Here is a 26766-nt window from a genome sequence, read left to right as displayed (position 1 = left end):
GCTGTCGCGGAGCCGGCCCGGCCGCTGCTGTGGTGTGTGTCGCCTGGCGGATCAGCAGTCGAAGTACATTGCGAACTCGTGCGGGGTCGGGCGCAGGCGTACCGGGTCGACCTCGTTGGTCCGCTTCCAGGACACCCAGGTGGAGATCAGGTCCGGCGTGAAGACGCCGCCGTCGAGCAGGTAGTCGTGGTCGGCTTCGAGGGCGTCGAGCACGGCGGGCAGCGAGCCCGGCACCTGCTTGACGTCGCCCCACTCCTCCGGGGGCAGGTCGTACAGGTCCTTGTCGATCGGCGCCGGCGGCTCGATCTTGTTCTTGATGCCGTCCAGGCCGGCCATCATCATGGCGGAGAAGGCGAGGTACGGGTTGCTGGACGGGTCCGGCACCCGGAACTCGACCCGCTTGGCCTTCGGGTTGTTGCCGGTGACCGGGATCCGGGTGCAGGCGGAGCGGTTGCGCTGCGAGTAGACCAGGTTGACCGGCGCCTCGAAGCCCGGCACCAGCCGGCGGTACGAGTTGACCGTCGGGTTGGTGAAGGCCAGCAGCGACGGCGCGTGGTGCAGCAGGCCGCCGATGTACCAGCGGGCCGTGTCGGAGAGGCCGGCGTAGCCGGTCTCGTCGTAGAACAGCGGCTCACCGTTGAGCCAGAGGCTCTGGTGGGTGTGCATGCCGGAGCCGTTGTCGCCGAAGAGCGGCTTCGGCATGAAGGTGGCGGTCTTGCCGGCGGCCCAGGCCTCGTTCTTGATCAGGTACTTGAAGAGCTGGAGCTGGTCGGCGGAGTGCAGCAGGGTGGAGAACTTGTAGTTGATCTCCGACTGGCCGGCGGTGCCGACCTCGTGGTGCGAACGCTCCACGGTGAAGCCGGCCTCGATCAGGCGACGGACCATGCTGTCGCGCAGGTCGGCGTAGTGGTCCACCGGCGGCACCGGGAAGTAGCCGCCCTTGTACGCGGTCTTGTAGCCGCGGTTGCCGCCCTCCTCCTCGCGGCCGGAGTTCCACGCGCCCTCGATCGAGTCGATGTAGTAGAACGACCGGTGCGCGGAGGTCTCGTGGCGGATCGAGTCGAAGATGTAGAACTCCGCCTCGGCGCCGAAGTACGCGGTGTCGGCGATGCCGCTCGCGGCCAGGAACGCCTCGGCCTTCTTCGCCACGTTCCGCGGGTCCCGCGAGTACGCCTCGCGGGTGAACGGGTCGTGGATGAAGAAGTTGAGCGCGAGGGTCTTCTGCGCGCGGAACGGGTCGATGAAGGCGGTGGCGACGTCCGGGAGCAGGAGCATGTCCGACTCGTGGATCGCCTGGAAGCCGCGGATCGACGAACCGTCGAACGCGAGGCCGTCGGTGAAGACGCTGTCGTCGAAGGACTCGACCGGCAGGTTGAAGTGCTGCATCACGCCGGGCAGGTCACAGAAACGTACGTCGACGAACTTCACGTCCTCGTTCTTGAGGTATCGCAGGAGTTCCTCGGGGTTGGCGAACACACGTCCTCCTGGCAGGTCCACTCCGGTCGCTGGCTCCTGGCGACGCTATGGCCGTGCGGTTGCCCGGCCGTGTCTCCTCTGTTTCCGCCGTGTTACGTCCCTCGCGGAGCGTCATCCGAGCCGCTCAGTCGCCGTGGAGTCTCCGTTCGGACGATACCCGCTGTGCCGATGTGCCGCTGATTGATGGCAATGGTCCGTTTTCTTGCTGGGCGGCGATCCGGCCGAGCCGGGCAGCGACCGGCACATCCGGCAGCGACCGGCGCACCCGGCGGTGACCGGTGCCCCGCGGCGCCGCCGTGCTGCCCGTACCGGGAAACGGGCTGACTACCCTTGACCGCTGTGACCGATACCGCCGCCGTGCCGGTGCCACCCGCCGCGGACCCCACCTTCACCCCGCCGAGCCTGGGCCGCCGCTTCGGTGCGCTCGTCATCGACTGGGTGCTCTGCCTGCTGGTCGCCAACCTCTTCGCCGACCCGGTCCGGGACGGCTGGGCCCCGGTGCTGGTGCTGGTGCTGGAGTACGGCTTCTTCCTCGGCCTGTTCGCCCAGACCCCGGGCATGTACGTCACCCGGGTCCGCTGCCTGTCCTGGGCCGACGGCGGGCGGATCGGCCTGGCCCGGGCGCTGCTGCGCGGTCTGCTGCTGGCCCTGGTCGTCCCCGCCCTGATCATGGACGAGCACCGGCGGGGCCTGCACGACCGGCTCACCGGCTCGGTCATCGTCGACGCTCCCCGGCCGGCCCGCCGCTGACCCACCGGACGACCAAGGAGCCGGCCCCGCGCGGGTCCGGCTCCTTGTCGCGTACGCCTCGGGTCAGCGACCCCGGGTCTGGCGGAACGCGCCGCGCGGCGGCCGCATGTTCTTGGGGATCGCGCCCTTGGGCAGCTGCGGGCGGGCGGTGAGCGCCTTGAGCCGCTTGTCGAGGGCGTTGACGTCCTTCGGGGCGAGGTTGCGGGGCAGCCGCATCAGGGTCATCCGCAGCTTGCGGATCGGCAGCTCGCCCTCGCCCTGACCGATCACGTAGTCGTGCAGCGGGGCGGTGCCGATCACCTTGGCGAGCCGGCGCTTCTCCTGGCCGAGCAGGCCGCGCACCCGCTGCGGGTTCCCCTCGGCGAGCAGGATCACCCCGGGGCGGCCGATCACCAGGTGCACCATGTCCATCTGGGTGGTCGAGCTGACCGCCGGGGTGACCCGCCAGTCGCCCCGCATGCTCTCCATGATCTGCGCCGCCGCGCCGGGCTGTCCCTCGGCGGCGTTCATCATCGCCTTGTTGGACCGCAGGTTGAGCACGATCAGCACCGCGAGCAGGATGAACAGGATGCCGATCGGCAGCCAGATCCAACCCCACAGGAGCACGGCGACCACGGTGAGCGCCAGCGGGATCAGCACCGCCGCCGCGGTCAGCGGCGCGAACCACCGGTCCTGCTTGGCGGTGAACTGGAACACCATCCCGATCTGCTTCAGCCGCTGGCCGAACGAGACCTTCTCCTGGGGCTTTGCCATGCCGCAGAGTCTAGTGGTCGCCCCGCCACCCGTTGATCCGTGGCCGGCCTTCCGTGCGGGCTGAGTACCTTACGCCGCTGGCGGCCCACTCAGGCCCGCCGGTAAGGAGGGGGAGCGGGCGAAGATCAGGCAGTGGACCCATGCCCCGGGGCCACCTTCACGCGGAAAGTGAGTGTCGACAGCGAGAACGAACGACACGACAGGGGAACCGACATGTTCGGCAACGACGCGGAGCTCATGCTCACGATCCACCGCACCCACGCCTCCGAGCTCCAGGCCGACGCGGCCCGCGACCGGCTCGCCCGGTCGGTGCCGCGCCGCCACCAGCGCAGCTGGCTGAGCCGGCGCCACGACACCGCGCGTACCGCCCAGGGCCGCCGGTGACCACCCTCGCCGCGCCGCCCACCGGCGGCCGGGGCGAAAGCACACCCCGTCCGGCCGGTCCGGTGCCGCCGCCCTCCGGCGACGCGTCCGGCCCGGCCGAGCGGGATCCCGCACCACACCCGACCGGCGCGGGTCGCGGCTCCGCCGGGCCGGTCGCTCCGGTCGGATTCGGCGCGGCCGGTCCGGATCGCGGCTCCGCGGGGCCAGCCACCACCGGGCCGGTCGCCACGGGGCCAGCCACCTCCGGGCCGGTTGCCACCGGGCCGGCCGCCACCGGGCCGGTTGCCACGGGACCGGTCGCCACCGGGCCGGCCGCCACGGGGGCGGCCGGCCCGGCGGGTGCCGGTCCCGCAGACCGGCCGGTCGGCCGGGACGGTACGCCGCCCGGCCGTGGCATGCTCGACGGCGTGACCGTACGCGCCGCCAGCACCGTCCTCGTGGGCCGCCAGGAGGAGCTGGCCGAGTTGCGCGCCGCGCTCGGCCGGGCCCGCGCCGGCGAGCCCGTCACCGTGCTGGTCGGCGGCGAGGCCGGCGTCGGCAAGACCCGGCTGCTGGAGGAGTTCCGCGCCCACGTCGCGGCCGCCGGGGCTCGGATGCTGGTCGGCCAGTGTCTCGAGCTCGGCGAGGCGGGCCTGCCGTTCGCCCCGTTCGCGGCCGTGCTGCGGGAGGTGCTGCGCCGCGACGGCCCGGCGCCCTTCGCCGGGTACGAGGCGGAGTTCGCCCGGCTGGTCCCGGAGCTGGCCCGAGTGCCGGCGGCGGTGGCCGTGCCCGCCGGGCTGCCCGCCTCGGACACCCCGCGGGGCTACCTGTTCGACCTGGTCTGCGAGCTGTTCGGCCGGATCGCCGAGGAACGCCCGCTGGTGCTGGTGATCGAGGACCTGCACTGGGCGGACCGTTCCACCCGGGACCTGATCGGCTTCCTGGTCCGGGCCGCGCGGGCCGCCCGCCTGCTGCTGGTCTGCACCTACCGGACCGACGAGCTGCACCGCGGCCATCCGCTGCGCCCGTTCCTGGCCGAGCTGGACCGGGCGCGCGGCGTGGACCGGGTCGAGCTGAGCCGGCTGGACCGGGACGGCACGGCCGCGATCCTCGCCGACCTGATCGGCGCCGAACCGGCGCCCCGGGCCGTCGACGACGTGCACGAACGTACCCAGGGCAACCCGTTCTTCATCGAGGAGCTGGCCGCCGCGGGCGACCCGGTGGGCTGCGCCACGCTCCCGGAGACGCTGCGCGATCTGCTGCTGGCCCGGGTGGACCGGCTGCCCGAACCGGCCCAGCGGGTGCTGCGGATCGCCGCCGCCGGCGGTACCCGTTTCGCCCACCAGCTTCTCGCCGAGGTGGCCGGCCTGCCCGAGCTGGAGCTGGAGGACGCGCTGCGCGCCGCCGTGGCCAGCCAGCTCGTGGTGGCCGACCCGGACGGGGACTACGAGTTCCGGCACGCCCTGGTCCGCGAGGCGGTCCACGACGAGCTGCTGCCCGGCGAGCACGCCCGGCTGCACGCCCGGTACGCCGTCGCCATCGAGGCGCAGCCGCACCTGGTGGCCGCCGGCCGCGCCCCGGCCGAGATCGCCCACCACTGGTACGCCGCGCACGACCACCCGCGCGCCCTGGTCGCCGCCCGGACCGCGGCCAGCGCGGCCGCCGACCGGTACGCCTATGCCGAGCAGAGCCGACTGCTGGAACGGGTCCTCGAACTCTGGGAGCTGGTGCCCGACGCCGCCGACCGGCTGGGCATGGACCACCTGCGGGTGCTGGAGGAGACCCTGGCCGCCGCGGTCACGGCCGGCGACTACACCCGGGCGCTCACCCTCACCCGGGCCGCGCTCGCGGAGGTGGATTCCGCCGTCGAGCCGCTCCGCGCCGGCCGCCTGCTCTACCAGCGCGGCCGGCTGCTCGCCCTGCTCGGCAAGACCGACGGCACCGCAGAGGTACGCGAGGGCTACCGGCTGGCCGCCGGCACGCCGGACGGCCCCGAACGGGTCCGGCTGCTCGCCGACATCGCCACGCACCTCGTGAAGATCGATCCAGGTGAGGCCGGCTCGGTGGCCGCCGAGGCGATGGCCGCCGCGGAGGCGGCCGGTGAGGGCGTGGCCCTGCTGGCCACCCGGATCGCCATGCTCTGCCGCACCGGTCGCGCCCCGGACCTGGGGCTGGTCGAGCTGCGCCGGGCGGAGGCCCTGGCCCGCGCCAGCGGCAACGCGCCGGCGCTGGTCAGCGCCCTGGTCCACCTCTCTGACGTGCTCTACGAGCTGGGCGCGTACGCCGAGTCCGCGGAGGCGGCGGCGGGCGGGGTCGCCGAGGCGCGCCGGGTCGGGATCAGCCGCTCGACCGGGGCGTACCTGCTCTCCAACCGGGCCGAGGCGCTGATCGCGCTGGGCCGCTGGGACGAGGCCGACGAGGCCTGCGCGCAGGCGGCCCGGATCGACCCCCCGGGCGTGTCCGGGCTGCACTGGCTCCAGCTCCGGGCCGGGCTTCGGCTGGCCCGGGCGCACCCCGCCGCCGACGAGCTGGTCGGCCGGGCGCTGGCCTTCCTGGCCCGCCCCTATCTGTGGCCGAACCTCCGGCTGCCGTTGCGGGAGCTGCGGATCGAGGCCGCGCTCGCGGCCGGTGACAAGGTGGAGTCCGGGTCGGCGGCCTGGTCCGCCCTGGCCGACGAGCGCCTCTTCGACCTGCCCCGGGAGGGCTGGCCGCTGCTCAGCGCGGCCGCCCGGGCCGCCGCGCTGGTCGGCGACGCCGGGCTGGCCGCAGAGGTGGCCAGGATGGCGGCCGCGCTGCCGGCCCGCTATCCGGCGGAGAAGGCGCACGCCGCCCAGGTCACCGCGATCCTCGCCGGCATCGACGGGGCCGGCGGTCAGGTCCCGGCCGCCGACGCGGCGGGCGCGCGGCCCGCCGGACCTGGCGGGGTGCTGGCGGCGTGGCGCGTGGCGGTGGCGGCGTGGCGGGAAGCCGGGCCGCCGTACCCGCTGGGCCGTGCGCTGCTCGGGCTGGCCGAGGCCGCCGCCACGCTCGGGGAGCGGGACGAGGTCGCCGCGGCGGTCCGCGAGGCCGCCGAGATCGCCGGGCGGCTCGGTGCCACCCCGCTGGCCGAGCAGGCCGCCACCCTGGCCCGCCGGGTCGGGTTGCGCGGCGGTGGCCGCCCGGGGCCGGACCTGCTCACCAGCCGGGAGCAGGAGGTGCTGCGGCTGGTCGCCGAGGGGCACAGCAACAGCCGCATCGCCGAGCAGCTGTTCATCTCGCCGAAGACGGCGAGCGTGCACGTGTCCCGGATCATCGCGAAGCTGGACGTGGGCAACCGGGTCGAGGCGGCCGCCCTGGCCCACCGCCTCGGCCTGCTGGAGCCGCCGGCGAGCGTGCCGGACCGGCGGCACGCCCGGTAGCGGCGCCAGTGGGCTGGTAGCGGCGCCAGCCAGCCGGACCCACACGCGGGCCGCGCGAGCGTGCGGACCAGCCGGCAGCCGGTGGCCGGTGGCCGGTGGCCGCGCGAGCGGGCCGGACCAGCGGCAGGGCCGGTCGGCACGTCGATCGCCCCGGACCGGGGACCGGGCCGGGGCGACGGGTGACGCGGCAGATGGACCGCTTCAGCCGGCGGCGGTGACCGCCTCGCGGGCCGACAGGGCCTGCTGGTAGAGCCGGCCCGCCCGGTACGAGGAGCGGACCAGCGGCCCGCTCATCACGCCGGCGAAGCCGATCTCCTCGGCCTCCTCGCGCAGCTCGACGAACTCCTCCGGCTTGACCCAGCGGGTGACCGGGTGGTGCCGGGGGGAGGGGCGCAGGTACTGGGTGATGGTGATCAGCTCGCAGCCGGCCTCGTGCAGGTCGCGCAGCGCCTGGGAGACCTCGGCCCGCTCCTCGCCCATGCCGAGGATCAGGTTGCTCTTGGTGACCAGGCCATCGGCGCGGGCCTGCCGGATCACGTCGAGCGAGCGCTCGTAGCGGAACGCCGGGCGGATCCGCTTGAAGATCCGCGGCACGGTCTCCACGTTGTGCGCGAGCACCTCGGGTCGGGAGCCGAAGACCTCGGCGAGCTGCTCGGGCACCGCGTTGAAGTCGGGGATCAGCAGCTCGACGCCGCAGCCGGACTGGAGGGCGTGGATCTGCCGGACCGTCTCGGCGTAGAGCCAGGCGCCGCCGTCGGGCAGGTCGTCGCGGGCCACGCCGGTGATGGTGGCGTAGCGCAGGCCCATCGCGGCGACCGATTCGGCGACCCGGCGCGGCTCGTCGGCGTCGAAATCGGCCGGCTTGCCGGTGTCGATCTGGCAGAAGTCGCAGCGCCGGGTGCACTGGTCGCCGCCGATGAGGAAGGTGGCCTCCCGGTCCTCCCAGCATTCGTAGATGTTGGGGCAGCCGGCCTCCTGGCAGACGGTGTGCAGCCCTTCCCGCGAGACCAGCCCGCGCAGTTGGGTGTACTCCGGGCCCATCTTGGCCTTGACCTTGATCCACGGTGGCTTGCGCTCGATCGGCGTCTCGGCGTTGCGCGCCTCGATCCGCAGCATCCGCCGCCCCTCGGGGGCGACGGTTGCGGGGCGCGCGGCCTGCCCAGTCGTCGGCGCGGAGTGCTCGATCGTCACAACGCCGAGCGTACGCCGGTCGGTGGCCGTCGATGGACTTCGGGCGACGGGCGTCACGCGCCAGATGTTGTGACACCGGACACCAGTGGAGAAAAATGGCCGTCACAGCGGCCCGCTCCGGGTGTTAGCGTGGCCGGCAGAGCTGCGACGGAGCCGAGTAGCGCGCCGACCCGCCAGCGCAGAGAGCCGCCGGTTGCTGAGAGGCGGTCTGGCGCCGGCGCGCGAAGACCCTCCCGAGCTGCGGGAAGAACGGTGCGGGGCGGGGTGGAAACGCCCGCCGAGCAGGCGCACCCAGTAGAACCCGCCCGGCTGGCCCCGGTGAAAAGGCGTCGAACGAGGCCCCCGCGGGAGCGGGGGCGAAGGTGTGGTGGCACCGCGAGGATCCCGCTCGCCCACACTCCCTGGGGATCGCGTTGCGATTGATCAAGGAGGTAGCCACCATGCAACGCATCCTGTCTTCCCAGCTCAACCACCATGTCGGCGGACCCGTCCGGATCGCCGGCTGGACGCACCGCCGCCGGCTGCTCAAGTCGGTGGCCTTCCTGATCGTCCGGGACGCCGCCGGCCTGGCCCAGGTGGTGGTCACCGACCCCGCCGCGCGCGCCGCGCTCGAGGCGCTGCCCGAGGAGAGCGTCGTCGAGGTCACCGGCACGGCGGTCGCGAACCCGACCGCGCCCGCCGGGGTCGAGGTCGTCGACCCGACGGTACGACCGCTCGGGCCGCCCGCCGTGCCGCCGCCGTTCGACCTGTACCGGCCGGCGCTCACCGCCTCCCTGCCCACCCAGCTCGACCACGCCCCGACGGCGCTGCGCCACCCCACCCGGGCGGCGGCGCTGCGGATCTCGGCGGCGGCGGTGGCCGGCTTCCGGGCCGCGCTGGACGAACGCGGCTTCGTGGAGATCCACACCCCGAAGGTGGTCGCCACCTCCACCGAGAGCGGGGCGAACGTCTTCGCGCTGGACTGGTTCGGCCGGCCCGCGTACCTGGCCCAGTCGCCGCAGTTCTACAAGCAGCTCATGGTCGGCGTCTTCGAGCGGGTGTACGAGGTGGGGCCGGTGTTCCGCGCCGAGCCGCACGACACGGTCCGGCACCTGGCCCAGTACACCTCGCTCGACGTCGAGCTGGGCTTCGTCACCGACCACCGGGAGGTGATGGCGGTGCTGCGGGACGTCCTCGCCGGAATGCTGGCGGCGGTGGCGGACCGGGCCGGCACCGCGCTCGGCACGCTGGGCCTGACCCTGCCCGGGGTGCCCGCCGAGATCCCCGCGGTGCACTTCACCGAGGCGTTGGCGATCGCCGGGGCGCCGGCCGACGAGCCGGACCTCGCCCCGGCCCACGAGCGGGCGCTGGGGGAGTGGGCGCGGGCCGAGCACGGCAGCGACTTCCTCTTCGTCACCGGCTACCCGATGGCGAAGCGGCCCTTCTACACCCACCCGGACCCGGCCCGGCCGGGCCACTCCAACGGCTTCGACCTGCTGTTCCGGGGGTTGGAGCTGGTCACCGGCGGGCAGCGACTGCACCGGTACGAGGACTACCTGGCCGCCCTGGCGGCCCGGGGTGAGCCGGTCGAGCCGTACGCCGGGTACGTGGACGCGTTCCGGCACGGCATGCCGCCGCACGGCGGCTTCGCGATCGGGCTGGAACGGTTCGTGGCCCGGCTGACCGGCGCGGCCAACGTCCGGGAGGTGACCGCCTTCCCCCGGGACCTGCACCGGCTCACGCCCTGACCGCCGGCCGGCTCCGGCCCGGGACGCGCACGCCCTGGGCCGGAGTGGTGCGGTCGGGCGGATCAGGTGAAGGTCACGTCACTGCACCACATGTACGTCTGGTCCTGGTGCGATGCCTGCCAGATGACGAAGACGATGTGCTGCCCGGTGTATCCGGAGGTCGAGACGTTGAAGCTGATGTTCTGTGCCGGCGCGTACCGTCCGGTCTGCGTGATGAAGTCGAGGTTGCCCCAGCCCAGGCGCTGGGTGGTGGGGTTGAACCCGTTCTTGCTGACGTACACCCGGAAGTAGTCGGCGCCGTGGCTGGCCTGGTCGTAGAGCTGGATCGTGAAGGCGCGGCCGAGGTTGGTCGTCTTCCACGCTCCGGGCCGGTTCAGGCTGTCGTTGCGGGAGAGGGCGTTGCTGCACAGCTGCCCGTCGGGGGTACGGGCCTGGAACTGCCCGCCGAGGCCGTCCCGCAGCGCGCTCATCCAGTTCCACATGGTGTCGGGGTTGGCCTGGAACGCCTGCCAGCACATCGGGTCCTGCTGCTGCATGGCCGGGTTGGTGTGGTTGTTTCCCCAGGTCTGCCAGCACTTGTAGGCCCGGGTGCCCGGGCTGACGATGGTGCCGTGGGCCCCGGCCGCGCCGGGCGCGGTGAGCAGGCCGACCAGCATGGTCAGCACCACGGCAAGCGCTCGTACGGGATGGCGGACGGCTGACCGGGGCTGCCGGCCGGGTTGCTCGGGCTGGTGGGAACGCACGATACGTCCTCCTTCGGCGCGTGGAGTCGGTGGTGGGAGCGCTTCCAAGCCAGCCTTGCATCAAGGGTGATCGATATCAATCGACGTCTATATAGTGGACCGAGGTGCCCTACGGGGCGACCGGGAGCCGGCGCTTGTGGTCGGTGGCCCGGTAGCGGGCGACCAGCTTCTCCTCGACCTCCGCGGGCACCGGCCGGCCCTCCAGGTAGTCGTCGATCTGCTCGTACGCCAGGCCGAGCGCGTCCTCGTCGAGCCTGCCGGGGGCCAGGCTCTCCAGGTCGGCGGTGGGCGCCTTGCCGACCAGTTCGGCGGGGGCGCCGAGCGCCTCGGCCAGCGCCCGCACCCGGCGCTTGGTCAGCCCGGTCAACGGGATCACGTCCGCCGCCCCGTCGCCGTGCTTGGTGAAGAAGCCGGTGACCGCCTCGGCGGCGTGATCGGTGCCCACCACCAGCCCGCCCGTCGCGCCGGCGACCGCGTACTGGGCGACCATGCGCTGCCGGGCCTTGATGTTGCCGAGCACGAAGTCCCGCTGGGCCGCGTCGCGGAACGTCAGCCCGCCGGCGACCAGCGCGTCCAGGGCGGCGTCAGCGGCCGGCTTGACGTCGACGGTGAGCACCCGGTCGGGACGGATGAAATCCAGCGCGGCCTGGGCGTGCTGCTCGTCGGCCTGCACCCCGTACGGCAGGCGCATGGCGACGAACTCGGCCCGGTGACCGGCCTCCCGGGCCCGTGCCGCGGCGAGCTGGCAGAGCCGCCCGGCGGTGGTGGAGTCGACGCCGCCGCTGATGCCGAGCACCAGGGTGGCCAGGCCGGTGTCGACCAGGCGGTCGGCGAGGAAGACCAGCCGTCGTTCGATCTCCTCGGCGGCGTCGAAGGTCGCCGGCACCTGGAGCTCCGCGGCGATCCGTCGCTGGATCGGCAGCACGTCGGTCATCGAGGTCCTCTCTCGGGTCAGGCGGGACCGAGCAGGTCCCAGGGGTTGCCGGCCAGGTCCCGGAAGACGGCGACCCGGCCGTACGGCTCGGTGCGCGGGGGGCGCACGAACTCGACCTTGGCCTCGACCATCCGCCGGTAGGTGGCGTCGAAGTCGTCGACCTGGAGGAAGAAGCCGACCCGGCCGTGGGTCTGCTCGCCCACCGCAGCCTCCTGGTGCGGGCCGTCGGCGCGGGCCAGCAGCAGGCCGGTGCCGCCGCCCGGCGGGCGGACCACCACCCACCGCTTGGGCCGTCCGTCGTTGGTCAGCGACGGCTTGTCCTCCACCAGCTCGAAGCCGAGCACCTCGGTGAAGAAGGTGATCGCCGGGTCGTACTCGGCGACGACCAGGGTGACGAGATCGATCCGCACCCGACGAGACTACGCGCCGGCCCGGACCCGCGGGACGCGGTCAGCCGGCCGCGACGATGGTGGCGAGGTGCCGCTCGACGACCGGCAGCACGTCGGCCACCGTGATCGGGCGGCCCAGCTCGGCGCTGAGCGAGGTGACCCCGGCGTCCCGGATCCCGCACGGGACGATCCGGTCGAAGTAGGTCAGGTCGCAGTCGCAGTTGATCGAGAAGCCGTGCAGGGTCACGCCGCGCGCCACCCGGATGCCGATGGCCGCCACCTTGCGCGCCGGCCCCCGGTCGTCCTGCGGCACCCAGACGCCGCTGCGCCCCTCGACCCGGCCGGCGGCCAGCCCGAACTCGGCGCACACGTCGATCAGCATCTGCTCCACGCGTCGCACGTAGGCGACCACGTCGACCGGGTCGGGCAGCGTGACGATGGGGTAGCCGACCAGCTGCCCCGGGCCGTGCCAGGTGATCTTGCCGCCGCGGTCCACGTCGACCACCGGGGTGCCGTCCATCGGGCGGTCCCACGGCTCGGTCCGCTTGCCGGCGGTGTAGACGCTGGGGTGCTCCAGCAGCAGCACGGTGTCGCCGCGCCCGCCGGCCACCACGGCCTCGTGCAGCCGGCGTTGCTCGTCCCACGCGGCCTGGTAGTCCAGCACCCCGGCACGGACGGTGGTCAGCCCGGAAGTCGTCACGCTCACCCGTCCAGCCTAGTCCCGTCCCGGGCGGGCGGGCGGCGTGAGCCTCGTCGCGTCGGGCCCGGGTGAGCGGTCGCGCCGGCGGGCCGAGCGCCGTCCCGGCGAGGTGCGCCGGCTCACCGCGAGCGCCGTCCCGGCGAGGTGCGTCGGCTCACCGCGAGCGCCGTCCCGGGGAGGCGCGCCGGCTCACCCGGGCGGGACCCGCCAGAGCCAGACGTCGTCCACCCGCTCGGGCGGCCCGAGCAGCGCGGTGGCGGTGCGCCGCACCGCCTCCTCGTCGACGTCGAACTTGGCGCCGTGCACCCGGTCCGCCAGCACCACCGTCTCGACCCGCCAGTAGTGCAGGTCGGCCAGCGCCTCCCGGATGCTGCCGTCGGTGATGATCGGCACCAGGCCGGTCCGCCCCGCCTGGTCCATCAGGGCGCTGAAGCTGCGCGGCACCGGCCCGATCCGCCCGCGCCCGTCCGGCCCGCCGGGGCCGAGGAAGAATCCGGCCGGGATGCGGAAGGTGCGCTGCTGGTGGGCCAGCGCGTACGCCTGCCAGCGCTGGCCGTCGGGGTAGAGGTCGACGGTCGTCGGCACCGGGGTGAGCACCCCGTCGGGCGAGACGTAGCGCTGCCAGGTCCCGCTCGTGATGAAGTCGGGGATCGGCTCGCGCACGCTGGTGAGCAGCGGGGTCGGCAGCAACGGCAGCAGCGCGGCGACGAAGGCGAGCACCCAGACTGGCCCGGTCCAGCGCGGCCGGGGTGGCCGGGCGCGCAGCCCGTCGATGGTGTACGCCAGCAGCAGGCCGATCACCGGGGCCACCACCAGGGCCAGCCGGGACGGCAGCGCCGCGTTGATCACCGGCAGGTTGTCCAGCACCCCGAACGGCAGGAGCTGGTCGGTGCGCCGGCCGTTCCACTTGGCCCGGGGTCCCCAGGAGAGCACCGCGAAGACCACGGCGGTCAGGCCCAGCGCGGTGAGGGTGGCCCGGAACGCCCGGTCCGCCCGGGTCCACAGGAAGGCGAAGCAGCCGGCCGCGAGCAGCAGCAGCGGAATGCCGAAGAAGGAGTTCTCCTCGGTCGGATTGGGGGCCAGCGAGGTGCCCAGCCCGGCCCAGCCGGCCAGGGACCGGCGCGGGTACGACCCGAACGCCGCGATGTCCTCGGAGTGGATCATCGGGTCGAAGCCGGTGCCGTGGAAGCGCTGCGGGCCGGCGAAGTGCAGCCACAGCGGGTACGCCAGCAGCACCCCGGCCACCAGCGCGGTCACCCCGAGGCCGCGCAGGAAGGGGAGCAGATCCGCCCGGGCCTGTGCCCGGCGGGCCGGGTGCACCGTGCGGACCAGCAGGAAGAAGGCGAGCGCCAGGGCGGTGAAGAAGAGCCCTTCGGCGGCGATCGAGAAGGCGACCGCGACCAGCACGCCGAGCACGATGCCGCCGCGGATCGCCCGGCCGGGTCGGCGCAGCCGGAACACGCCCCAGATCAGCAGCGGCACCAGCCAGCCGGCGGTCCAGTTCAGGTGCGCGTTGGCGTGCGAGACCATCGCCGGGCAGTAGGCGATGAAGAGCGCGCCCACCCCGGCGGCCAGCCGGCTGCCGACCAGGTACCGGCTGAGCAGCCAGTACCAGGCCACCGCGGTGGCGGCGAGGTTGAGGGTGAGGATCACCAGGAAGGTGGCGGGCGGCCCGATCAGGTACGTCAGCGGCGCGAAGACCACGGCGTACGCGGTGATCGAGGTGTTGACCGCGAGGTTGACCCCGTCCGGGACGTTGATCAGGTCGGTGAAGAAAGGGTTCCCGCCGTGGGTGAGCGCGTGCCCACCGAAGGCCAGCAGCCACTCGAAGAGCGCCTGGTCGCTGGAGTTGACCGTGATGGCCCGGGTGTTCGGGCCCCACCACATGCCGCTGGTCACCCAGCAGGCCAGGGCCACCGCGGCGAGCACCACGACGAGGTCGGCCCGCCGGTCCCGGTGGCCGGGCTCGGAGGCGGGCGGCGGGCCCGGGACCAGGGACGGGGAGGACGGCACGGAGCGGACGTTACCAACCGGACCTGGACAGGCCGGTCAGACTCCTAACCTTTCCTCATCCGGCGGTCAACACTTCGGCGGTCGTGAATGTGTGAGTGGACGCCATTCCGGCGCGGTGAAACAACGTCGTAACGTCTCGGCAACTCGAAAGTGACCCAGTTCACATTCCGCCACCAGGGAGGCCGTCGTGCGCCGCTCCTCGACCCTGCTCACCCGACTCGCCGGGGCGGCCGCCGGCGTGGTGCTGGCCGCCGCCGCCGTCCTCACCGCCGCCCTGCCCGCCCAGGCCGCCGCGCTCACCCAGGTCACCGGCTTCGGCTCCAACCCCGGCAACCTGGCCATGTACGCGTACCGGCCGGACGGGCTGCCGGCCAACGCGCCCGCCGTGGTGCTGCTGCACGGCTGCACCCAGAACGCCACCGGCTACTTCACCAACTCCGGCTGGCAGAAGTACGCCGACCTGTGGAAGTTCACCCTGATCGTGCCCCAGCAGCCCTCGGCCAACAACGCCAACTCGTGCTTCAACTGGTTCGAGACCGGCGACACCGCCCGGGGCCAGGGCGAGGCGCTGTCGATCAAACAGATGGTCGACCACGCGAAGACCAGCTACGGCACCGACCCGGGCCGGGTCTACGTCAGCGGCCTGTCGGGCGGTGGCGCGATGAGCGCCGTCATGCTCGCCACCTACCCCGACGTGTTCGCCGCCGGCTCGGTGATCGCCGGCCTGCCCTACCGCTGCGCCACCAGCATGGTCAACGCCTTCAGCTGCATGAACCCGGGCGTGGACAAGACCCCGGCGCAGTGGGGCGACCTGGTCCGCAACGCCTACTCCGGCTACGGCGGCAAGCGACCCCGGGTGGCCATCTGGCACGGCACCTCGGACACCACGGTCGCGCCGCTGAACGCCGCCGAGTCGCGCGACCAGTGGACCAACGTGCTCGGCGTCCCGTCGACCCCGACCAGCACCGGCACCCTGCCCGGCGGCACCAGCCTCGAGGTGTACGGCGCCGACCAGGTCCGGCTCTACCGGGTCTCCGGGATGGGCCACGGCACGCCGGTCGACCCCGGCTCCGCCACCGACCAGTGCGGCAGCACCGCCGCGTACTTCCTGGACACCATCTGCTCGACGTACCGGGACGCGCTCTTCTTCGGCCTCGACGGCGGGGTGACGCCGAGCCCGACCGCGACCCCCACGGCGTCCCCGAGCCCGACCCCGACGGCGTCGCCCTCGCCGACCGTCGCCCCGGTCTGCGTCACCGCCAGCAACTACGCGCACGTGACCGCCGGCCGGGCCTACCAGTCCGGCGGCTACGCCTACGCGCTTGGCAGCAACCAGCGGATGGGGCTCTACAACACCTTCTACACGTCCACCCTCAAGCAGACCGGCCCCGGCTACTGGGTGATCGGCTGCTGACCCGCGGCCCGCGCCGCTCCCGCCGGCTCAGCCGGTGAGAGCGGCGCGCAGCGCGCCCGGCAGGTCGGGATGGGTCCACCGGAACCCGGCCCGGTCCAGCACCCCCGGAAGGACCCGCGCGCTGGTCAGCGCCTCGTGGGCGAAGCCACCCAGGGCGATCTTCAAGGCCAGCGCCGGCACCCACATGACCGCCGGCCGGTGCAGCTGCCGGCCCAGCTCCCGGCTGAACTCGGCGTTGGTCACCGGCGCCGGACCGACCACGTTGACCGGCCCGGCGAGATCCGCGCGGTCGAGCAGGAAGGTCAGCGCGTCCAGCCAGTCCCGCATCGAGATCCAGGGCAGCCACTGCCGGCCGTTGCCCAGCCGACCGCCGACACCCAACCGGAACGGCAGCAGCTGCGGCTTGAGCAGGCCGCCGGCGCGGTCCAGCGGCAGCCCGGTGCGCAGCCGGACCACCCGCACGCCGGCGTCCTCGGCCGGCCGGGTCGCGGCCTCCCAGACCCGGCACACGTCGGCCAGGAAGCCGTCCCCGGCCGGCGAGTCCTCCTCGACCACCCGGTCGCCGGTGTTGCCGTACCAGCCGACCGCGGAGGCGTTGAGCAGGACAGCCGGCCGGTCCGCGGCGGGCAGGCCGGCCATGGTGATGGCGAGCGTGGTGGTGCTGTCCACCCGGCTGCTCCGGATCAACCCCTGGTACGCCGCGTCCCAGCGCTTGTCGCCCACCCCGGCCCCGGCCAGGTTGACCACGGCGTCGGACTCGGCGACGAGCTGCGGGTCGAGCTGCGCCGCGGACGGGTTCCACTGCCGCTCGTCGCTGCCCCGGGGTGGGCGGCGGACCAGGCGGGTGACCTGGTGCCCGTCCGCGGTGAGCCGGTCGACCAGTCGGGTGCCGAGGAAGCCGGACACACCGGCCATGAGGATCCGCATGTGCATATCTTCGGGTACGCGGCCGCGGGCGGATGCGTTGAGCGACATCACTCACCTCATCACGCCGGTGTCCCTCACGGCCGCGCGCCCGGCCCGCGGGTCAGGCGTGCGCCGGGGCGCCGCGCAGCTCGGCGAGGAGCCGCTCCACCTCGGCGAAGGCCGCGTCGGGAAGCGGGCCGTACGCCAGGGTGCCCAGGTTCTCCTCGGCCTGGGCCACCGTCCGGCAGCCGGGGATGGGCAGGGTCCGCTCGCTGCGGGCGAGCAGCCAGCCCAGCGCCCCCTGGGCCAGGGTCCGGCCGTCGGCGGTGAGCACCGCCCGGACCCGGGCCACCCGGTCGGCCCATTCGGCGCGCGGCACCCCGCCGCTGAACCAGGGCAGCCACTCGGGGGCGATCCCGCGCACGTCGTCGCCGCCCCGGGCGGCCGGCGTGCCCTGGTACTTGGCGGTGAGCAGGCCCATCGCCAACGGCCCCCGGTTGAGGCTGGCCAGGTCGAACTCGTCGCAGACCGCGAGCATCGCGGCGTTGTCCCGCAGCACGGACTGGTCGTGTTGGATGGCCGTGCAGTGCGGGCCCGCGGCGGCGAACGCCCGCGCCGAGCCGGGGTCGTCGGTGCTCCAGCCGTACGCCCGGATCTTGCCCTGGCCGACCAGGTCCTCCAGCGTGCCCACCAGATCCAGCGCCGCCGGCACCGGCAGCCCGTTGAGGTGCAACTGGTAGAGGTCGATGTAGTCGGTGCCCAGCCGGCGCAGCGAGTCCTCCAGGCTGCGCCGGGCGTACGCCGGGCTGGCGTCCTCGCCGGTGGCCTGCCGGGTCGCCTCGTCGGTGGGGTAGCCGAACTTGGTGGCGATCACCGCCCGGTCACGGCGGCCGGCGAGCGCGCGGCCGAGCACCCGCTCGCTGTGCCCCGCGCCGTAGTTGCTGGACGTGTCGAAGAGGGTGGCCCCGAGGTCGAGCGCCCGGTGGATCGTCCGGATCGACTCGTCGTCGTCCACCTCGCCCCAGCCGAGCGGCTGCTCGCCGTCCCACAGCGGCCCTCCGATCGCCCAGCAGCCCATGCCGATGGCGCTGACCTCGATCCCGCTGCGACCCAGTCGTCGTGTCGTCGTCATGGGACCACTGTTCAACCTGGAGTGCGCTCCAGGTCAAGCGCGGGTTGTGGACCGACGGCTACCCTGCGGGACGTGAGCGGACGATACTCGCCGTCCGAGGCGGCCCGACGCAGCGGTTTCAGCCTCGACACCCTGCGCTACTACGAGAAGATCGGCCTGCTCAGCGGCATCGGCCGCACGGCCGGCGGCCGCCGCGTCTTCACCGATGAGGACCTGGGCTGGCTGGAGGTGTTCCGCTGCCTGCGCGACACCGGCATGCCGATCGCCGAGATGTGCCGCTACGCCGAGCTGGCCCGCGACGGTGAGCACACCGCCCGGGAACGGCAGGAGCTGCTGGAACGGCACGCCGGGCGGGTCGAGGAGCAGATGGCCCTGCTCCGCCGCCAGTACGACCACCTGCGCGACAAGATCCGCTACTACGAGGGCGTCGTCGCCGCCACCGCCGCACCGGCCAACTGACCGCCCGACCCCGCTGGCCGGGAACAAGGCGGGCCGGGCAGCATCGTCGGCACCTCGCTGCTCGTGGCGCCGGGACCGGACCTCGACAGGCGCGAGAAGACCTGAGAGTGAACGGGCGCGAGAAGACCTGAGAGCGAACGGGCGCGAGAAGACCTGAGAGCGATATGCCTCTCCGACATGAATATGCCGGAGAGGCATATCGCTTTCCCCGGCAGTCTTCTCCCGCATGCACAATGACGGCCGACCGTGTTTCCCGGGCAGTCTTTCCCGCGTGCACGATGACGGTCGGAGGTGTTCGCCGGGCAGTCTTTCCCGCGTGCACGATGACGGTCGGACGTGCTCGGCACTTCGCCGTCTTGTCACGCCACCGGACGCGGTTCGGCGGCGTCGCCGTCGGGCCGATCAGGCGGTGAGCCGGGGCAGGAGGGGGGCCAACGCCTCGACGGCGTCGACGCGTACCACGAAGCGGGTGATCCCCCAGCGGCGCTGGTGGTGGCCGACGGCCGCGACGATCTCGTCGGCCGTGCCGATCAACACGAACGGGGTGGCCAGCACGGCGGCGGTGGTGAGGCCGGTGTCGGCGGCGATCACCGCGGCGGCGGCCTCGGCGTCGTCGGTGACGGTGACCTGCTGGACCAGGGCCTCCAGGGCCGGCGGGCGGTCCCGGCCGGCCGCCCCGGCGGTCACCTGGGCGAGCTGCGCCTCGATCTGGTCGGACCCCCACCGGACCTCGTGCTGGTGGCCGTCGGGCAGGGTACGGCCGAAGCCGGTCAGGCCGACCACGTCGGCGTGCGCGCCGGCCCAGCGGAGCAGGGTGGAGTTGGCCGTACCCATGGTGAGCGGGATCCGGTCCTGGACCGGCCGCAGCTCGGTGAGGCGGGTGGCGTACGCGGCCAGCTCGGGGCTGTCCACCGTGACCTCCTCGCCGGCCAGGAGGGCCCGCACCGCCTCGGCCACGGCGACGCACCGGCGGACCCGGCCGGCGACGTCGGGCCGCTCCCACCCGACCGCCCGCCACTCGGCCGGGGTGTGGCCGGCGCCCAGGCCGAGCCGGGCCCGCCCGCCGGAGACCACGTCGAGGGTGGCCACGTCGGTGGCGAGCAGGATCGGCTCCCGGATGCCGGCGTTGGAGACGTACGAGCCGAGGCCCAGCGTCGAGGTGACCGCCGCGGCGGCGGCGAGCGCCACGAACGGGGACGCGCCGTGACCGGGGTGGTCGGCCGCCAGCAACGCGTCGTAGCCGGCCGCCTCGACCCGGCGGGCCAGCTCGGTCCAGCTCGCCGCGTCGGTGGGTCGGGCCTGCACGGAGAAGATCGCCATCGGCCCAGCATGGCCGCGCCGGCGCCGTCCGGCCAGCCGCCTCGGCCGATTCTGCTGACCGGCGAATCGCCCGCCCGGGCCGGGCTGACCGGCGGATCGCCCGCCCGGGCCGGGCTGCCCGGCGGATCGCCCGCCCGCGCCGGCCTGCCCGGCGGATCGCCCGCCCGCGCTGGCTGGCCGGCGGAGACGCCGGCCAGCCGGCCAGTCGGCGACTCGCGGGCCCGCCGGGGTCAGCCGGCGGGCTGTTCGGCCGCGGCCCGGTGCACGGCGTCCAGCCGGGCCAGGTCCTCCGGTGACAGGCGCAGCGCACCGGCCGCCACGTTCTGCACCAGGTGGTCCGGGTTGCCGGTGCCGGGAATGGCGAGCACGTTCGGGCCCCGGCTCAGCGTCCAGGCGAGCCGGACCTGGGCCGCGCTGACCCCGTGCTCGCGGGCGACGGCACGGACCTCGTCGTGTTCGGCCCCGGTCGCGCCCGCCTCGCGGCCGTTGGTGACCAGCGAGAAGAACGGGACGAACGCGGTGCCGTGCGCGGCGCAGTCGTGGATCAACGCGTCGTTGCTGGCCCGGTAACCCAGGCCGTACGAGTTGGACACGCAGACCACCGGGGCGATGGTCCGCGCCTCGGTGACCTGGTGCGCCCGCACGGCGGAGACGCCGAGGTGCCGGATCAGGCCGGCGTCGCGCAGCTCGGCGAGCGCGCCGAAGTGCTCGGCCAGCGGCTCGGGACCGAACACCCGGAGGTAGACCACGTCGAGGTGGTCCCGGCCGAGCTGGCGCAGGTTCTCCTCGACCTGGCCGCGGAGTTGGTCCGGCCGGGCCATCGGCAGCCACTGGCCGGACGGGTCCTTGCCCGGCCCGACCTTGGCCACGATGACCAGGTCCTGCGGGTACGGCGACAACGCCCGGTTGATCAGCTCGTTGGCCGAGCGCAGCGGCGAGAAGTAGAACGCCGCCGTGTCGATGTGGTTGACGCCCAGCTCGACCGCGCGGCGCAGCACCGCCACCGCCCGGTCCCGGTCGCTGGGGCTGCCGTCGGCGTTGGCGGTCAGCCGCATCGCGCCGAAGCCGATCCGGTTGACGGTCAGGTCGCCGAGCTGCCAGGTGCCCGCAGCGGCGGCGTCGACGGTGTCGATGGTCATGCGGTCTCCGTCCGTTCGAGGCTCTCCCCGTTCCCGGGTGGCGTGCTGCCGAGCAGTTCCACGGGGTCGCCGGCCAGCCGGTTCAACGCGGCGACGAGTTTCCGCTCCTCGTAGCTGAAGTGCGACTCCAGCAGCCCGGCCAGCCCGTCCAACTCGGCCCGGACGGACCGGCCGTCGGACGCGCCGGCGAGCAGCGCGTCGATCCGGCGCAGCAGGTCGGCGACCACCCGGTGGTCGGCGCTCAGCTCGGCGAGCACCGGACGCAGCTCGGGCACCCGTTCGGCCAGGGCTGGGAACGCGCCGCCGTCCTCGCCGGTGTGGTGCCGGTCCAGCGCGGCGCAGAAACCGACGCAGTGCGCGCGCAGCTCCCGGGTGAGGGCGCCACCGCCGGTGGGGGAGTCGAGGCTCGCGCGGAGCCGGGCCAGCTCCTCGCGGAGCCAGTCGTGGATCTCGATCAACTGGATGCCGAGGGCGGTCAGCCGGCCGCTCGACGGGTGGGATGGCTGCACATGGTCCCCTGCTGTCCCGCGCCTCCATGCCCACGGCGGCCTGTTTGCCGGGTGCACCGCGACGCTGCCCGGCAGTCTAGGACACCGCTGTGCTCACTCGCCCTCGTCGGGTTCGCGGGGCTCGTGCCAGCGGGCGCGGTACTCCGCCTCGTGGGCCTCGTGGCTGGTGCGCTCCTCGAAGACCAGCCCGCGCAGCGCCCGCCGGCCCTCGTCGAAGAGCACCACCTCGGCCGCCACCAGGCCGACCGTGATGGCGGTCAGCATCGTGAACGCGACCAGCGCCGGCAGGTGCCGGGCGAGCGGCATGGTCACCGCGAGCAACAGGACGGCGACGATCCGGGTCCAGCTCAGCGTGCGCAGGGTGCGCAGCTGGAAGAGCATGTTGCCGCAGAGGTAGCAGATCACCCCGCCGAAGAGCAGCGGTACGCCGGGGCCCAGCGTCGGCAGGTGCTGTGGCACCTCCGGGTCGGCGATCTGGTGCACGATCATCTCCGCGCCGAGCGCGAACAGGATGATGCCCGCGATCATCGGCAGGAACAGGTAGCCGTAGGCGTCCCGGGCCATGGCGACGCGGGGGCCGTCCTCGGCGGCGTGCAGGGCGATCCGGGCGGCCGGCCCGATCATGTCGTAGTGCGCCCACCAGAGCGCGGCGGTGAAGAAGATGCCGAGCGCGGCGGCGGCCACGGCCGGCCAGGTCGGCGGGTGGCCGAGCAGGTTGCTGCCGACGCCCACCGAGATGACCGACTCGCCCAGCGCGATGATCAGAATGAGGTCGTATCGTTCGGTCCAGTGCTCGGCGGAGGCGACGCCCCAACCCCAGGTGCCCGCGACGAGGCCGGTGGAGTACTGGAGCAGCACCACGATCGCCCAGAGCCCGTCCCGGACCACGGCGGCCGAGACCAGATCGTCGATCTTCGGCGGGATCAGCGCGGCGACCCCGAGCAGCAGCGTGCTGCCCACCAGCTCGGGCATGAACCGGAGCAGTTGGCGCCGCTCCGCCGGGCTGTCCCGCACGGCGTGCAGGTAGAGCAGCAGGTGAACGCCGCGGATGACGATGTAGCTGATCGCCGCGACGATCGGCCCGGCCGCGTTGCCGCGCGGGTCCCGGAAGGCGTTCGGCAGGGACAGGGCGAAGGTGAACAGGGCGGCCATGCCGACCGTCATGAGCACCGGGACGAAGCCCTCGCCCAGCCGGATCCGGGTGGCCACGATGCTGTGCACCACCCAGGTCCACCACAGCACGGCGAGGACCAGCAGCGCGTGCAGCAGCGCGGCGCCGTTGACCTGGAGCGCGGTGGCCCGGGTGATGATGAAAAACGAGAAGACGAAGACCAGGTCGAAGAAGACCTCGAACCGGTCCACCCGGGCCCCGGGGGCCACCGGCACCGCCGGCCCGAGGCGTCCCCGCCACCCGAAGCCGCTCACCGACCGAGTCTGTCAGCGTCCGGGTCGACGGCGGGCCGGATTGGGTTCAGCGAGCACGTCGGCGTACCGCGTCGGTGCGCACGCCGCCGGTGCGGCCGACCCGTGGACGGCGAAAGGGGCGCGCGGCTCTCGCCGCGCGCCCCTTCGACCCGTCAGGAGGTCAGAGCCCCAGCTCGGCCTCGAAGTTGCCGCCCTCCAGCCGCTCCTTGACCGAGGTCAGGAAGCGGGCGGCGTCGGCGCCGTCGATCAGCCGGTGGTCGTAGGACATGGCCAGGTAGACCATCGACCGGACCGCGATGACCTCGCCCAGCTCCGGGTCGTTGACCACGACCGGGCGCTTCACCACGGCACCCGTGCCGAGCATCGCCGACTGCGGCGACGGCACGATCGGGGTGTCGAAGAGCGCGCCCCGGCTGCCGGTGTTGGTCAGCGTGAACGTCGCGCCGGCCATCTCGTCCGGAGTGATCTTGTTGGCCCGGGTGCGCTCGGCCAGGTCGGCGATCCGCTTGGCGATGCCGCCCATGTTGAGGTCACCGGCGTTGTGGATGACCGGCACGAGCAGCCCGCGCTCGGTGTCCACCGCGATGCCCAGGTGCTCCGCGGCCGGGTAGGTGATCGTCCCGCCCTCCAGGTCCATGCTGGCCTGGATGATCGGGTGGGTCTGGAGCGCCTCGATGGCCGCCAGCGCGAAGAACGGCAGGAAGGACAGCTTCACGCCGTACCGCTGCTGGAAGGAGTCCTTGGCCCGGGCCCGCAGCTTGGCGACCTTGGTGACGTCGACCTCGACGACCGTGGTCAACTGCGCCGTCTCGTGCAGCGACTGCTGCATCCGCTTGGCGATGGTCGCCCGGATCCGCGGCAACTTCTCCGTGGTGCCCCGCTTGGCGCTGGGCTGCGGCTTGGCGGCGGCCGGCTGGGCTGGCGCCTTGGCGGCGGCCGGCGGCTCGACGGCGGCCGGCGCGGCCTTGGCGGCCCTGGCCTTCTCGGCCGCGTCCAGCACGTCCTGCTTGCGGATCCGGCCGCCGACGCCGCTGCCGCTGAGCGAGGAGAGGTCCACGCCGTGCTCGGCGGCCAGCTTGCGCACCAGCGGGGTCACGTAGCCGGCGGCCTCCTCGCCGCCGGCCTGGGCCGGCCGCTGCGGGGCGCTGGCCGCCGCAGGCGGGGTCGCGGCCTGCTCGGCCTTGGCCGGCTGGGCGGCCTGCTCGGCCTCGGCGGCCGGCTCGTTGTACGACAGGCCCGGGGTCGGCTCCTCGACCTTCGGCTCCGGCTTCGGCTCGGCCTTGGGCTCCGGCTTGGGCTCGGGCTTCGCCTCGGCCTTGGGCTCGGGCTTCGGCTGCGCCTGCGGCTGGGCCGGCGCGCCGCCGGCCGCCCCGACGATCGCCAGGACGCCGCCGACCTCGGCGGTCTCGTCCTCGGGGACCTTGATCTCCAGCAGCGTGCCGGCGACCGGCGACGGGATCTCGGTGTCCACCTTGTCGGTGGAGACCTCCAGCAGCGGCTCGTCGACCTCGACGGTCTCGCCGACCTGCTTGAGCCAGCGGGTCACCGTACCCTCGGTGACGCTCTCGCCCAGGGCCGGCATGGTCACCGGCGTGCCCTCGCCCGACGGCGCGGCGGGCTGCGCCGGCTCCGCGACGGCCGACTGCTCGGCCTCGGCGCCCGGCTCGGCCGCGGCCTGCGCGGCCTGCTGCTCCGGCTCGGGGCCGGTGCCCTCGGCGGCGGCCGTCGGCTCGGTGGCCGGCTCGGCCTCCTGGGTGGGCGCCGCGCCGGCGTCCTCGCCCTCGCCGGCGATGACCGCCAGCTCGCTGCCGACCTCGGCGGTCTCGTCCTCGCCGACCACGATCCGGCTCAGCACGCCCGCCGCGGGCGACGGGATCTCGGTGTCGACCTTGTCGGTCGACACCTCCAGCAGGGGTTCGTCGACCTCGACGGTGTCACCCTCCTGCTTGAGCCAGCGCGTGACGGTGCCCTCGGTGACGCTCTCGCCGAGCCGGGGCATGGTGACCGATACCGGCATGTTCTCCAGACTCCTTTGTTCCCCTGGTGGGATCCTCGCCCGTCGCCGGACGCCGCGGTTGTCGTGGTCAGTTGTGCGCGTGCAGCGGCTTGCCGGCCAGGGCCAGGTGCGCCTCGCCCAGGGCCTCGTTCTGGGTCGGGTGGGCGTGCACGAGCTGCGCCACCTCGGCCGGGTAGGCCTCCCAGTTGTAGATGAGCTGGGCCTCGCCGATCAGCTCGCCGACCCGGGCGCCGACCATGTGCACGCCGACCACCGGGCCGTCGTCCACCCGGACCAGCTTCACGTGGCCGGTGGTCTTGAGGATCTGGCTCTTGCCGTTGCCGCCCAGCGGGTAGGTGTAGGTCTTGACCTTGTCGGCGCCGTACTGCTCCTTGGCCTTCGTCTCGGTCAGGCCGACCGACGCCAGCTCGGGGTCGCAGTAGGTGACGCGCGGGATGCCGACCTCGTCGATCACGGCCGGGTTCTGGCCGGCGATCTCCTCGGCGACGAAGATGCCCTGCTGGAAGCCGCGGTGCGCGAGCTGGAGGCCGGGCACGATGTCGCCGACCGCGTAGACGTTCGGCACGCTGGTGCGCAGCCGCTCGTCGGTCAGCACGTAGCCGCGGTCCATCTTGACGCCCTGCTCCTCGTAACCGAGGTTGGCGGTGTTCGGGCCGCGGCCCACGGCGACCAGCAGCAGCTCGGCCTCGACCGTGTCGCCGCCCTGGATGGTCAGCTTCACGCCCTTGTCGGTCTTCTCGACCTTCTCGAACGGCTTGCCGACCTTAAAGTTGATCTTCCGCTTGCGGAACGCCCGCTCCAGCGCCTTCGACGACTCCTCGTCCTCGGCGGCGACCAGGCGGGGCAGCGCCTCGACGATGGTCACGTCGACGCCGAAGGACTTCCAGACGCTGGCGAACTCGACGCCGATCACGCCGCCGCCGAGCACGATCACCGAGGCCGGGATCCGGTCCATGGTGAGCGCGTGGTCGCTGGTGATGATCCGCTCGCCGTCGATCTCCAGGCCGGGCAGGCTCTTCGCGTACGAGCCGGAGGCCAGCACGACGTTGCGGCCGGTGTAGCGCTTGCCGTCGACCTCGACCACGTTCTTGCCGACCAGCTTGCCGTAGCCCTCGACGATGGTGATCGACTTGTTGCTCTTGAGCATCCCCTGCAGGCCCTTGTAGAGGCGGGCGATCACGCCGTCCTTGTACGAGTTGACCGCCGCCATGTCGATGCCCACCAGCTCGGCCTTCACGCCGAACTGCTCGGACTCGCGGGTCTGGTCGGCGATCTCGGCGGCGTGCAGCAGCGCCTTGGTGGGGATGCAGCCGTTGTGCAGGCAGGTGCCGCCGAGCTTGCCCTTCTCGATCAGGGCGACATTCAGGCCCAGCTGGACGGCGCGCAACGCGGTCGCGTAGCCGCCGCTACCACCTCCGAGGATGACGATGTCGAAGGTCGTGTCGTTCGGCTCGCTCACATCCAACTCCCAGGTCGCGTCACTGCATCGGGGGTTACGGCGGAGTAACAGGCACACCCCACCTCGGTCATCTTGTCACCACCGAGGGCCGAGCGCGTACCGAGGTGCCCAACGACACGTCGCCGGCACGTACCCTTGGCATCGTCTTCGATGACGGCCGGGGGAGGAGTGGGTCCGGTGGCGCTGTTCCGACGACGCAAGCGGGTGGCCGCGGCGAGCCGCGACCGTGCCGCCGATCGCGCCGATCTGGACCACCTTGAGAACTTCGTCCGGACCCGGCGGGGCGTCGAGGCGTACCTGGAACCCCGGACCACGGTCACCGAGACCACGGTCATGCTCATCGCCGACGACGGGGAATGGACCCGGCGGCGGGTCGGCAGCCCGGAGGACGCCCGGCGCTGGGCCCACCGGACCGCCATCCCGATCTACGACGTGCGGCTGATGGGCTACCCGCAGCGGATGCGCGACTACAACGAGCGCCGCAAGCGGCGCCCGGAACTCTTCTGACCCGTACCCGCCGACGGGGCGCCCTCCCGGGAGGGCGCCCCG

Annotated in this window: 23 protein-coding genes; 7 read left to right on the top strand and 16 right to left on the bottom strand. The window is 73.5% G+C overall.

Features of this window, described 5'->3' with window-relative positions; all coding sequences use genetic code 11:
• Positions 1–51: 51 nt before the first annotated feature.
• A complete protein-coding gene (glnA, locus tag LQ51_RS22705; RefSeq protein WP_046568895.1) occupies positions 52–1476 on the bottom strand; it encodes a type I glutamate--ammonia ligase in 1425 nt (474 codons plus the stop codon).
• A gap of 339 nt (positions 1477–1815) precedes the next feature.
• On the opposite strand from glnA, the gene LQ51_RS22700 reads away from it, so the two are divergent.
• Positions 1816–2226 (top strand): RDD family protein, encoded by a 411-nt coding sequence (locus tag LQ51_RS22700; RefSeq protein WP_046568891.1) that lies wholly within the window; start codon positions 1816–1818, stop codon positions 2224–2226.
• Between the two features lie 63 nt (positions 2227–2289).
• Here the strand turns inward: LQ51_RS22700 and LQ51_RS22695 are convergent, their stop codons facing one another.
• The gene (locus tag LQ51_RS22695; protein ID WP_046568888.1) at positions 2290–2979 is read right to left on the bottom strand and encodes a DUF4191 domain-containing protein; all 690 of its coding nucleotides are present in this window, start codon (positions 2977–2979) and stop codon (positions 2290–2292) included.
• Positions 2980–3192: 213 nt separating this feature from the next.
• On the opposite strand from LQ51_RS22695, the gene LQ51_RS33500 reads away from it, so the two are divergent.
• Together LQ51_RS33500 and LQ51_RS22690 are read left to right on the top strand one after the other, a co-directional pair.
• Entirely contained in the window at positions 3193–3363 is a 171-nt protein-coding gene (locus LQ51_RS33500; protein WP_197087879.1) for a hypothetical protein, read from the top strand.
• A gap of 407 nt (positions 3364–3770) precedes the next feature.
• On the top strand, positions 3771–6740 hold the full coding sequence (locus tag LQ51_RS22690; RefSeq protein ID WP_231605835.1) for a helix-turn-helix transcriptional regulator: 2970 nt from the start codon (positions 3771–3773) through the stop codon (positions 6738–6740).
• Between the two features lie 201 nt (positions 6741–6941).
• Here the strand turns inward: LQ51_RS22690 and lipA are convergent, their stop codons facing one another.
• Complete coding sequence (lipA, locus tag LQ51_RS22685) at positions 6942–7988, bottom strand: lipoyl synthase (protein WP_197087878.1); 1047 nt, start codon at positions 7986–7988, stop codon at positions 6942–6944.
• Positions 7989–8371: 383 nt separating this feature from the next.
• Here lipA and aspS point away from each other — a divergent pair, with 383 nt between their 5' ends.
• On the top strand, positions 8372–9658 hold the full coding sequence (aspS, locus tag LQ51_RS22680) for an aspartate--tRNA(Asn) ligase (RefSeq protein WP_046568884.1): 1287 nt from the start codon (positions 8372–8374) through the stop codon (positions 9656–9658).
• Between the two features lie 62 nt (positions 9659–9720).
• Here aspS and LQ51_RS22675 read toward each other — a convergent pair whose 3' ends face one another.
• The 5 genes from LQ51_RS22675 to LQ51_RS22655 form a co-directional block, all read right to left on the bottom strand.
• Positions 9721–10401, bottom strand: a complete 681-nt coding sequence (locus LQ51_RS22675) for a lytic polysaccharide monooxygenase auxiliary activity family 9 protein (protein WP_046568882.1) — start codon at positions 10399–10401, stop codon at positions 9721–9723.
• A 109-nt stretch (positions 10402–10510) separates the two neighbouring features.
• A complete protein-coding gene (gene nadE, locus LQ51_RS22670; protein ID WP_046568880.1) occupies positions 10511–11335 on the bottom strand; it encodes an ammonia-dependent NAD(+) synthetase in 825 nt (274 codons plus the stop codon).
• A 17-nt stretch (positions 11336–11352) separates the two neighbouring features.
• Entirely contained in the window at positions 11353–11745 is a 393-nt protein-coding gene (locus tag LQ51_RS22665; protein WP_046568878.1) for a VOC family protein, read from the bottom strand.
• Positions 11746–11785: 40 nt separating this feature from the next.
• Positions 11786–12430 carry a lipoyl(octanoyl) transferase LipB gene (lipB, locus tag LQ51_RS22660; protein ID WP_046568877.1) on the bottom strand — a complete coding sequence of 215 codons (645 nt, stop codon included), beginning with the start codon at positions 12428–12430 and terminating at the stop codon, positions 11786–11788.
• Positions 12431–12613: 183 nt separating this feature from the next.
• Positions 12614–14437 carry a TgpA N-terminal domain-containing protein gene (locus LQ51_RS22655; protein WP_046568876.1) on the bottom strand — a complete coding sequence of 608 codons (1824 nt, stop codon included), beginning with the start codon at positions 14435–14437 and terminating at the stop codon, positions 12614–12616.
• A 187-nt stretch (positions 14438–14624) separates the two neighbouring features.
• Between LQ51_RS22655 and LQ51_RS22650 the strand changes: the two genes are divergently transcribed.
• The gene (locus LQ51_RS22650) at positions 14625–15851 is read left to right on the top strand and encodes an extracellular catalytic domain type 1 short-chain-length polyhydroxyalkanoate depolymerase (protein WP_046568874.1); all 1227 of its coding nucleotides are present in this window, start codon (positions 14625–14627) and stop codon (positions 15849–15851) included.
• Between the two features lie 27 nt (positions 15852–15878).
• Here LQ51_RS22650 and LQ51_RS22645 read toward each other — a convergent pair whose 3' ends face one another.
• Together LQ51_RS22645 and LQ51_RS22640 are read right to left on the bottom strand one after the other, a co-directional pair.
• Complete coding sequence (locus LQ51_RS22645) at positions 15879–16778, bottom strand: TIGR01777 family oxidoreductase (RefSeq protein ID WP_046568924.1); 900 nt, start codon at positions 16776–16778, stop codon at positions 15879–15881.
• Between the two features lie 100 nt (positions 16779–16878).
• Positions 16879–17889 carry an aldo/keto reductase gene (locus tag LQ51_RS22640; RefSeq protein WP_046568872.1) on the bottom strand — a complete coding sequence of 337 codons (1011 nt, stop codon included), beginning with the start codon at positions 17887–17889 and terminating at the stop codon, positions 16879–16881.
• Between the two features lie 72 nt (positions 17890–17961).
• On the opposite strand from LQ51_RS22640, the gene LQ51_RS22635 reads away from it, so the two are divergent.
• Positions 17962–18348, top strand: coding sequence for a MerR family transcriptional regulator (locus tag LQ51_RS22635; protein WP_046568871.1), 387 nt, complete (start codon positions 17962–17964; stop codon positions 18346–18348).
• A 402-nt stretch (positions 18349–18750) separates the two neighbouring features.
• Here LQ51_RS22635 and LQ51_RS22630 read toward each other — a convergent pair whose 3' ends face one another.
• From LQ51_RS22630 to lpdA, 6 genes are all read right to left on the bottom strand, one after another.
• Positions 18751–19668, bottom strand: a complete 918-nt coding sequence (locus tag LQ51_RS22630) for an LLM class flavin-dependent oxidoreductase (protein ID WP_046568869.1) — start codon at positions 19666–19668, stop codon at positions 18751–18753.
• A gap of 230 nt (positions 19669–19898) precedes the next feature.
• Positions 19899–20807, bottom strand: coding sequence for an oxidoreductase (locus LQ51_RS22625; protein WP_046568868.1), 909 nt, complete (start codon positions 20805–20807; stop codon positions 19899–19901).
• Complete coding sequence (locus LQ51_RS22620) at positions 20804–21316, bottom strand: hemerythrin domain-containing protein (RefSeq protein WP_046568867.1); 513 nt, start codon at positions 21314–21316, stop codon at positions 20804–20806. Before LQ51_RS22620 ends, LQ51_RS22625 begins: the two co-directional genes overlap by 4 nt.
• Before the next feature lie 93 nt (positions 21317–21409).
• Positions 21410–22741 (bottom strand): low temperature requirement protein A, encoded by a 1332-nt coding sequence (locus LQ51_RS22615; protein WP_046568866.1) that lies wholly within the window; start codon positions 22739–22741, stop codon positions 21410–21412.
• Between the two features lie 160 nt (positions 22742–22901).
• Positions 22902–24758, bottom strand: a complete 1857-nt coding sequence (sucB, locus tag LQ51_RS22610; protein WP_046568864.1) for a 2-oxoglutarate dehydrogenase, E2 component, dihydrolipoamide succinyltransferase — start codon at positions 24756–24758, stop codon at positions 22902–22904.
• Between the two features lie 67 nt (positions 24759–24825).
• Complete coding sequence (gene lpdA, locus LQ51_RS22605; RefSeq protein WP_046568863.1) at positions 24826–26217, bottom strand: dihydrolipoyl dehydrogenase; 1392 nt, start codon at positions 26215–26217, stop codon at positions 24826–24828.
• 177 nt (positions 26218–26394) lie between these two features.
• On the opposite strand from lpdA, the gene LQ51_RS22600 reads away from it, so the two are divergent.
• Positions 26395–26724, top strand: coding sequence for a hypothetical protein (locus tag LQ51_RS22600; protein WP_046568922.1), 330 nt, complete (start codon positions 26395–26397; stop codon positions 26722–26724).
• Positions 26725–26766 lie beyond the last annotated feature (42 nt).

The organism is Micromonospora sp. HK10 (assembly GCF_000982955.1).
Classification (GTDB): Bacteria; Actinomycetota; Actinomycetes; order Mycobacteriales; family Micromonosporaceae; genus Micromonospora.
Note: the sequence above shows the minus strand (reverse complement) of the source record. Positions and strands in the feature narration are given on the sequence as shown.

What these genes read in the sequence shown, in the direction of transcription:
- LQ51_RS22640 (WP_046568872.1), bottom strand. Translation starts at nt 17,889, where the DNA reads ATGACGACGACACGACGACTGGGTCGCAGCGGGATCGAGGTCAGCGCC.
- LQ51_RS22695 (WP_046568888.1), bottom strand. Translation starts at nt 2,979, where the DNA reads ATGGCAAAGCCCCAGGAGAAGGTCTCGTTCGGCCAGCGGCTGAAGCAG.
- sucB (WP_046568864.1), bottom strand. Translation starts at nt 24,758, where the DNA reads ATGCCGGTATCGGTCACCATGCCCCGGCTCGGCGAGAGCGTCACCGAG.
- LQ51_RS22625 (WP_046568868.1), bottom strand. Translation starts at nt 20,807, where the DNA reads ATGACCATCGACACCGTCGACGCCGCCGCTGCGGGCACCTGGCAGCTC.
- LQ51_RS22645 (WP_046568924.1), bottom strand. Translation starts at nt 16,778, where the DNA reads ATGCGGATCCTCATGGCCGGTGTGTCCGGCTTCCTCGGCACCCGACTG.
- nadE (WP_046568880.1), bottom strand. Translation starts at nt 11,335, where the DNA reads ATGACCGACGTGCTGCCGATCCAGCGACGGATCGCCGCGGAGCTCCAG.
- LQ51_RS22630 (WP_046568869.1), bottom strand. Translation starts at nt 19,668, where the DNA reads ATGGCGATCTTCTCCGTGCAGGCCCGACCCACCGACGCGGCGAGCTGG.
- aspS (WP_046568884.1), top strand. Translation starts at nt 8,372, where the DNA reads ATGCAACGCATCCTGTCTTCCCAGCTCAACCACCATGTCGGCGGACCC.
- LQ51_RS33500 (WP_197087879.1), top strand. Translation starts at nt 3,193, where the DNA reads ATGTTCGGCAACGACGCGGAGCTCATGCTCACGATCCACCGCACCCAC.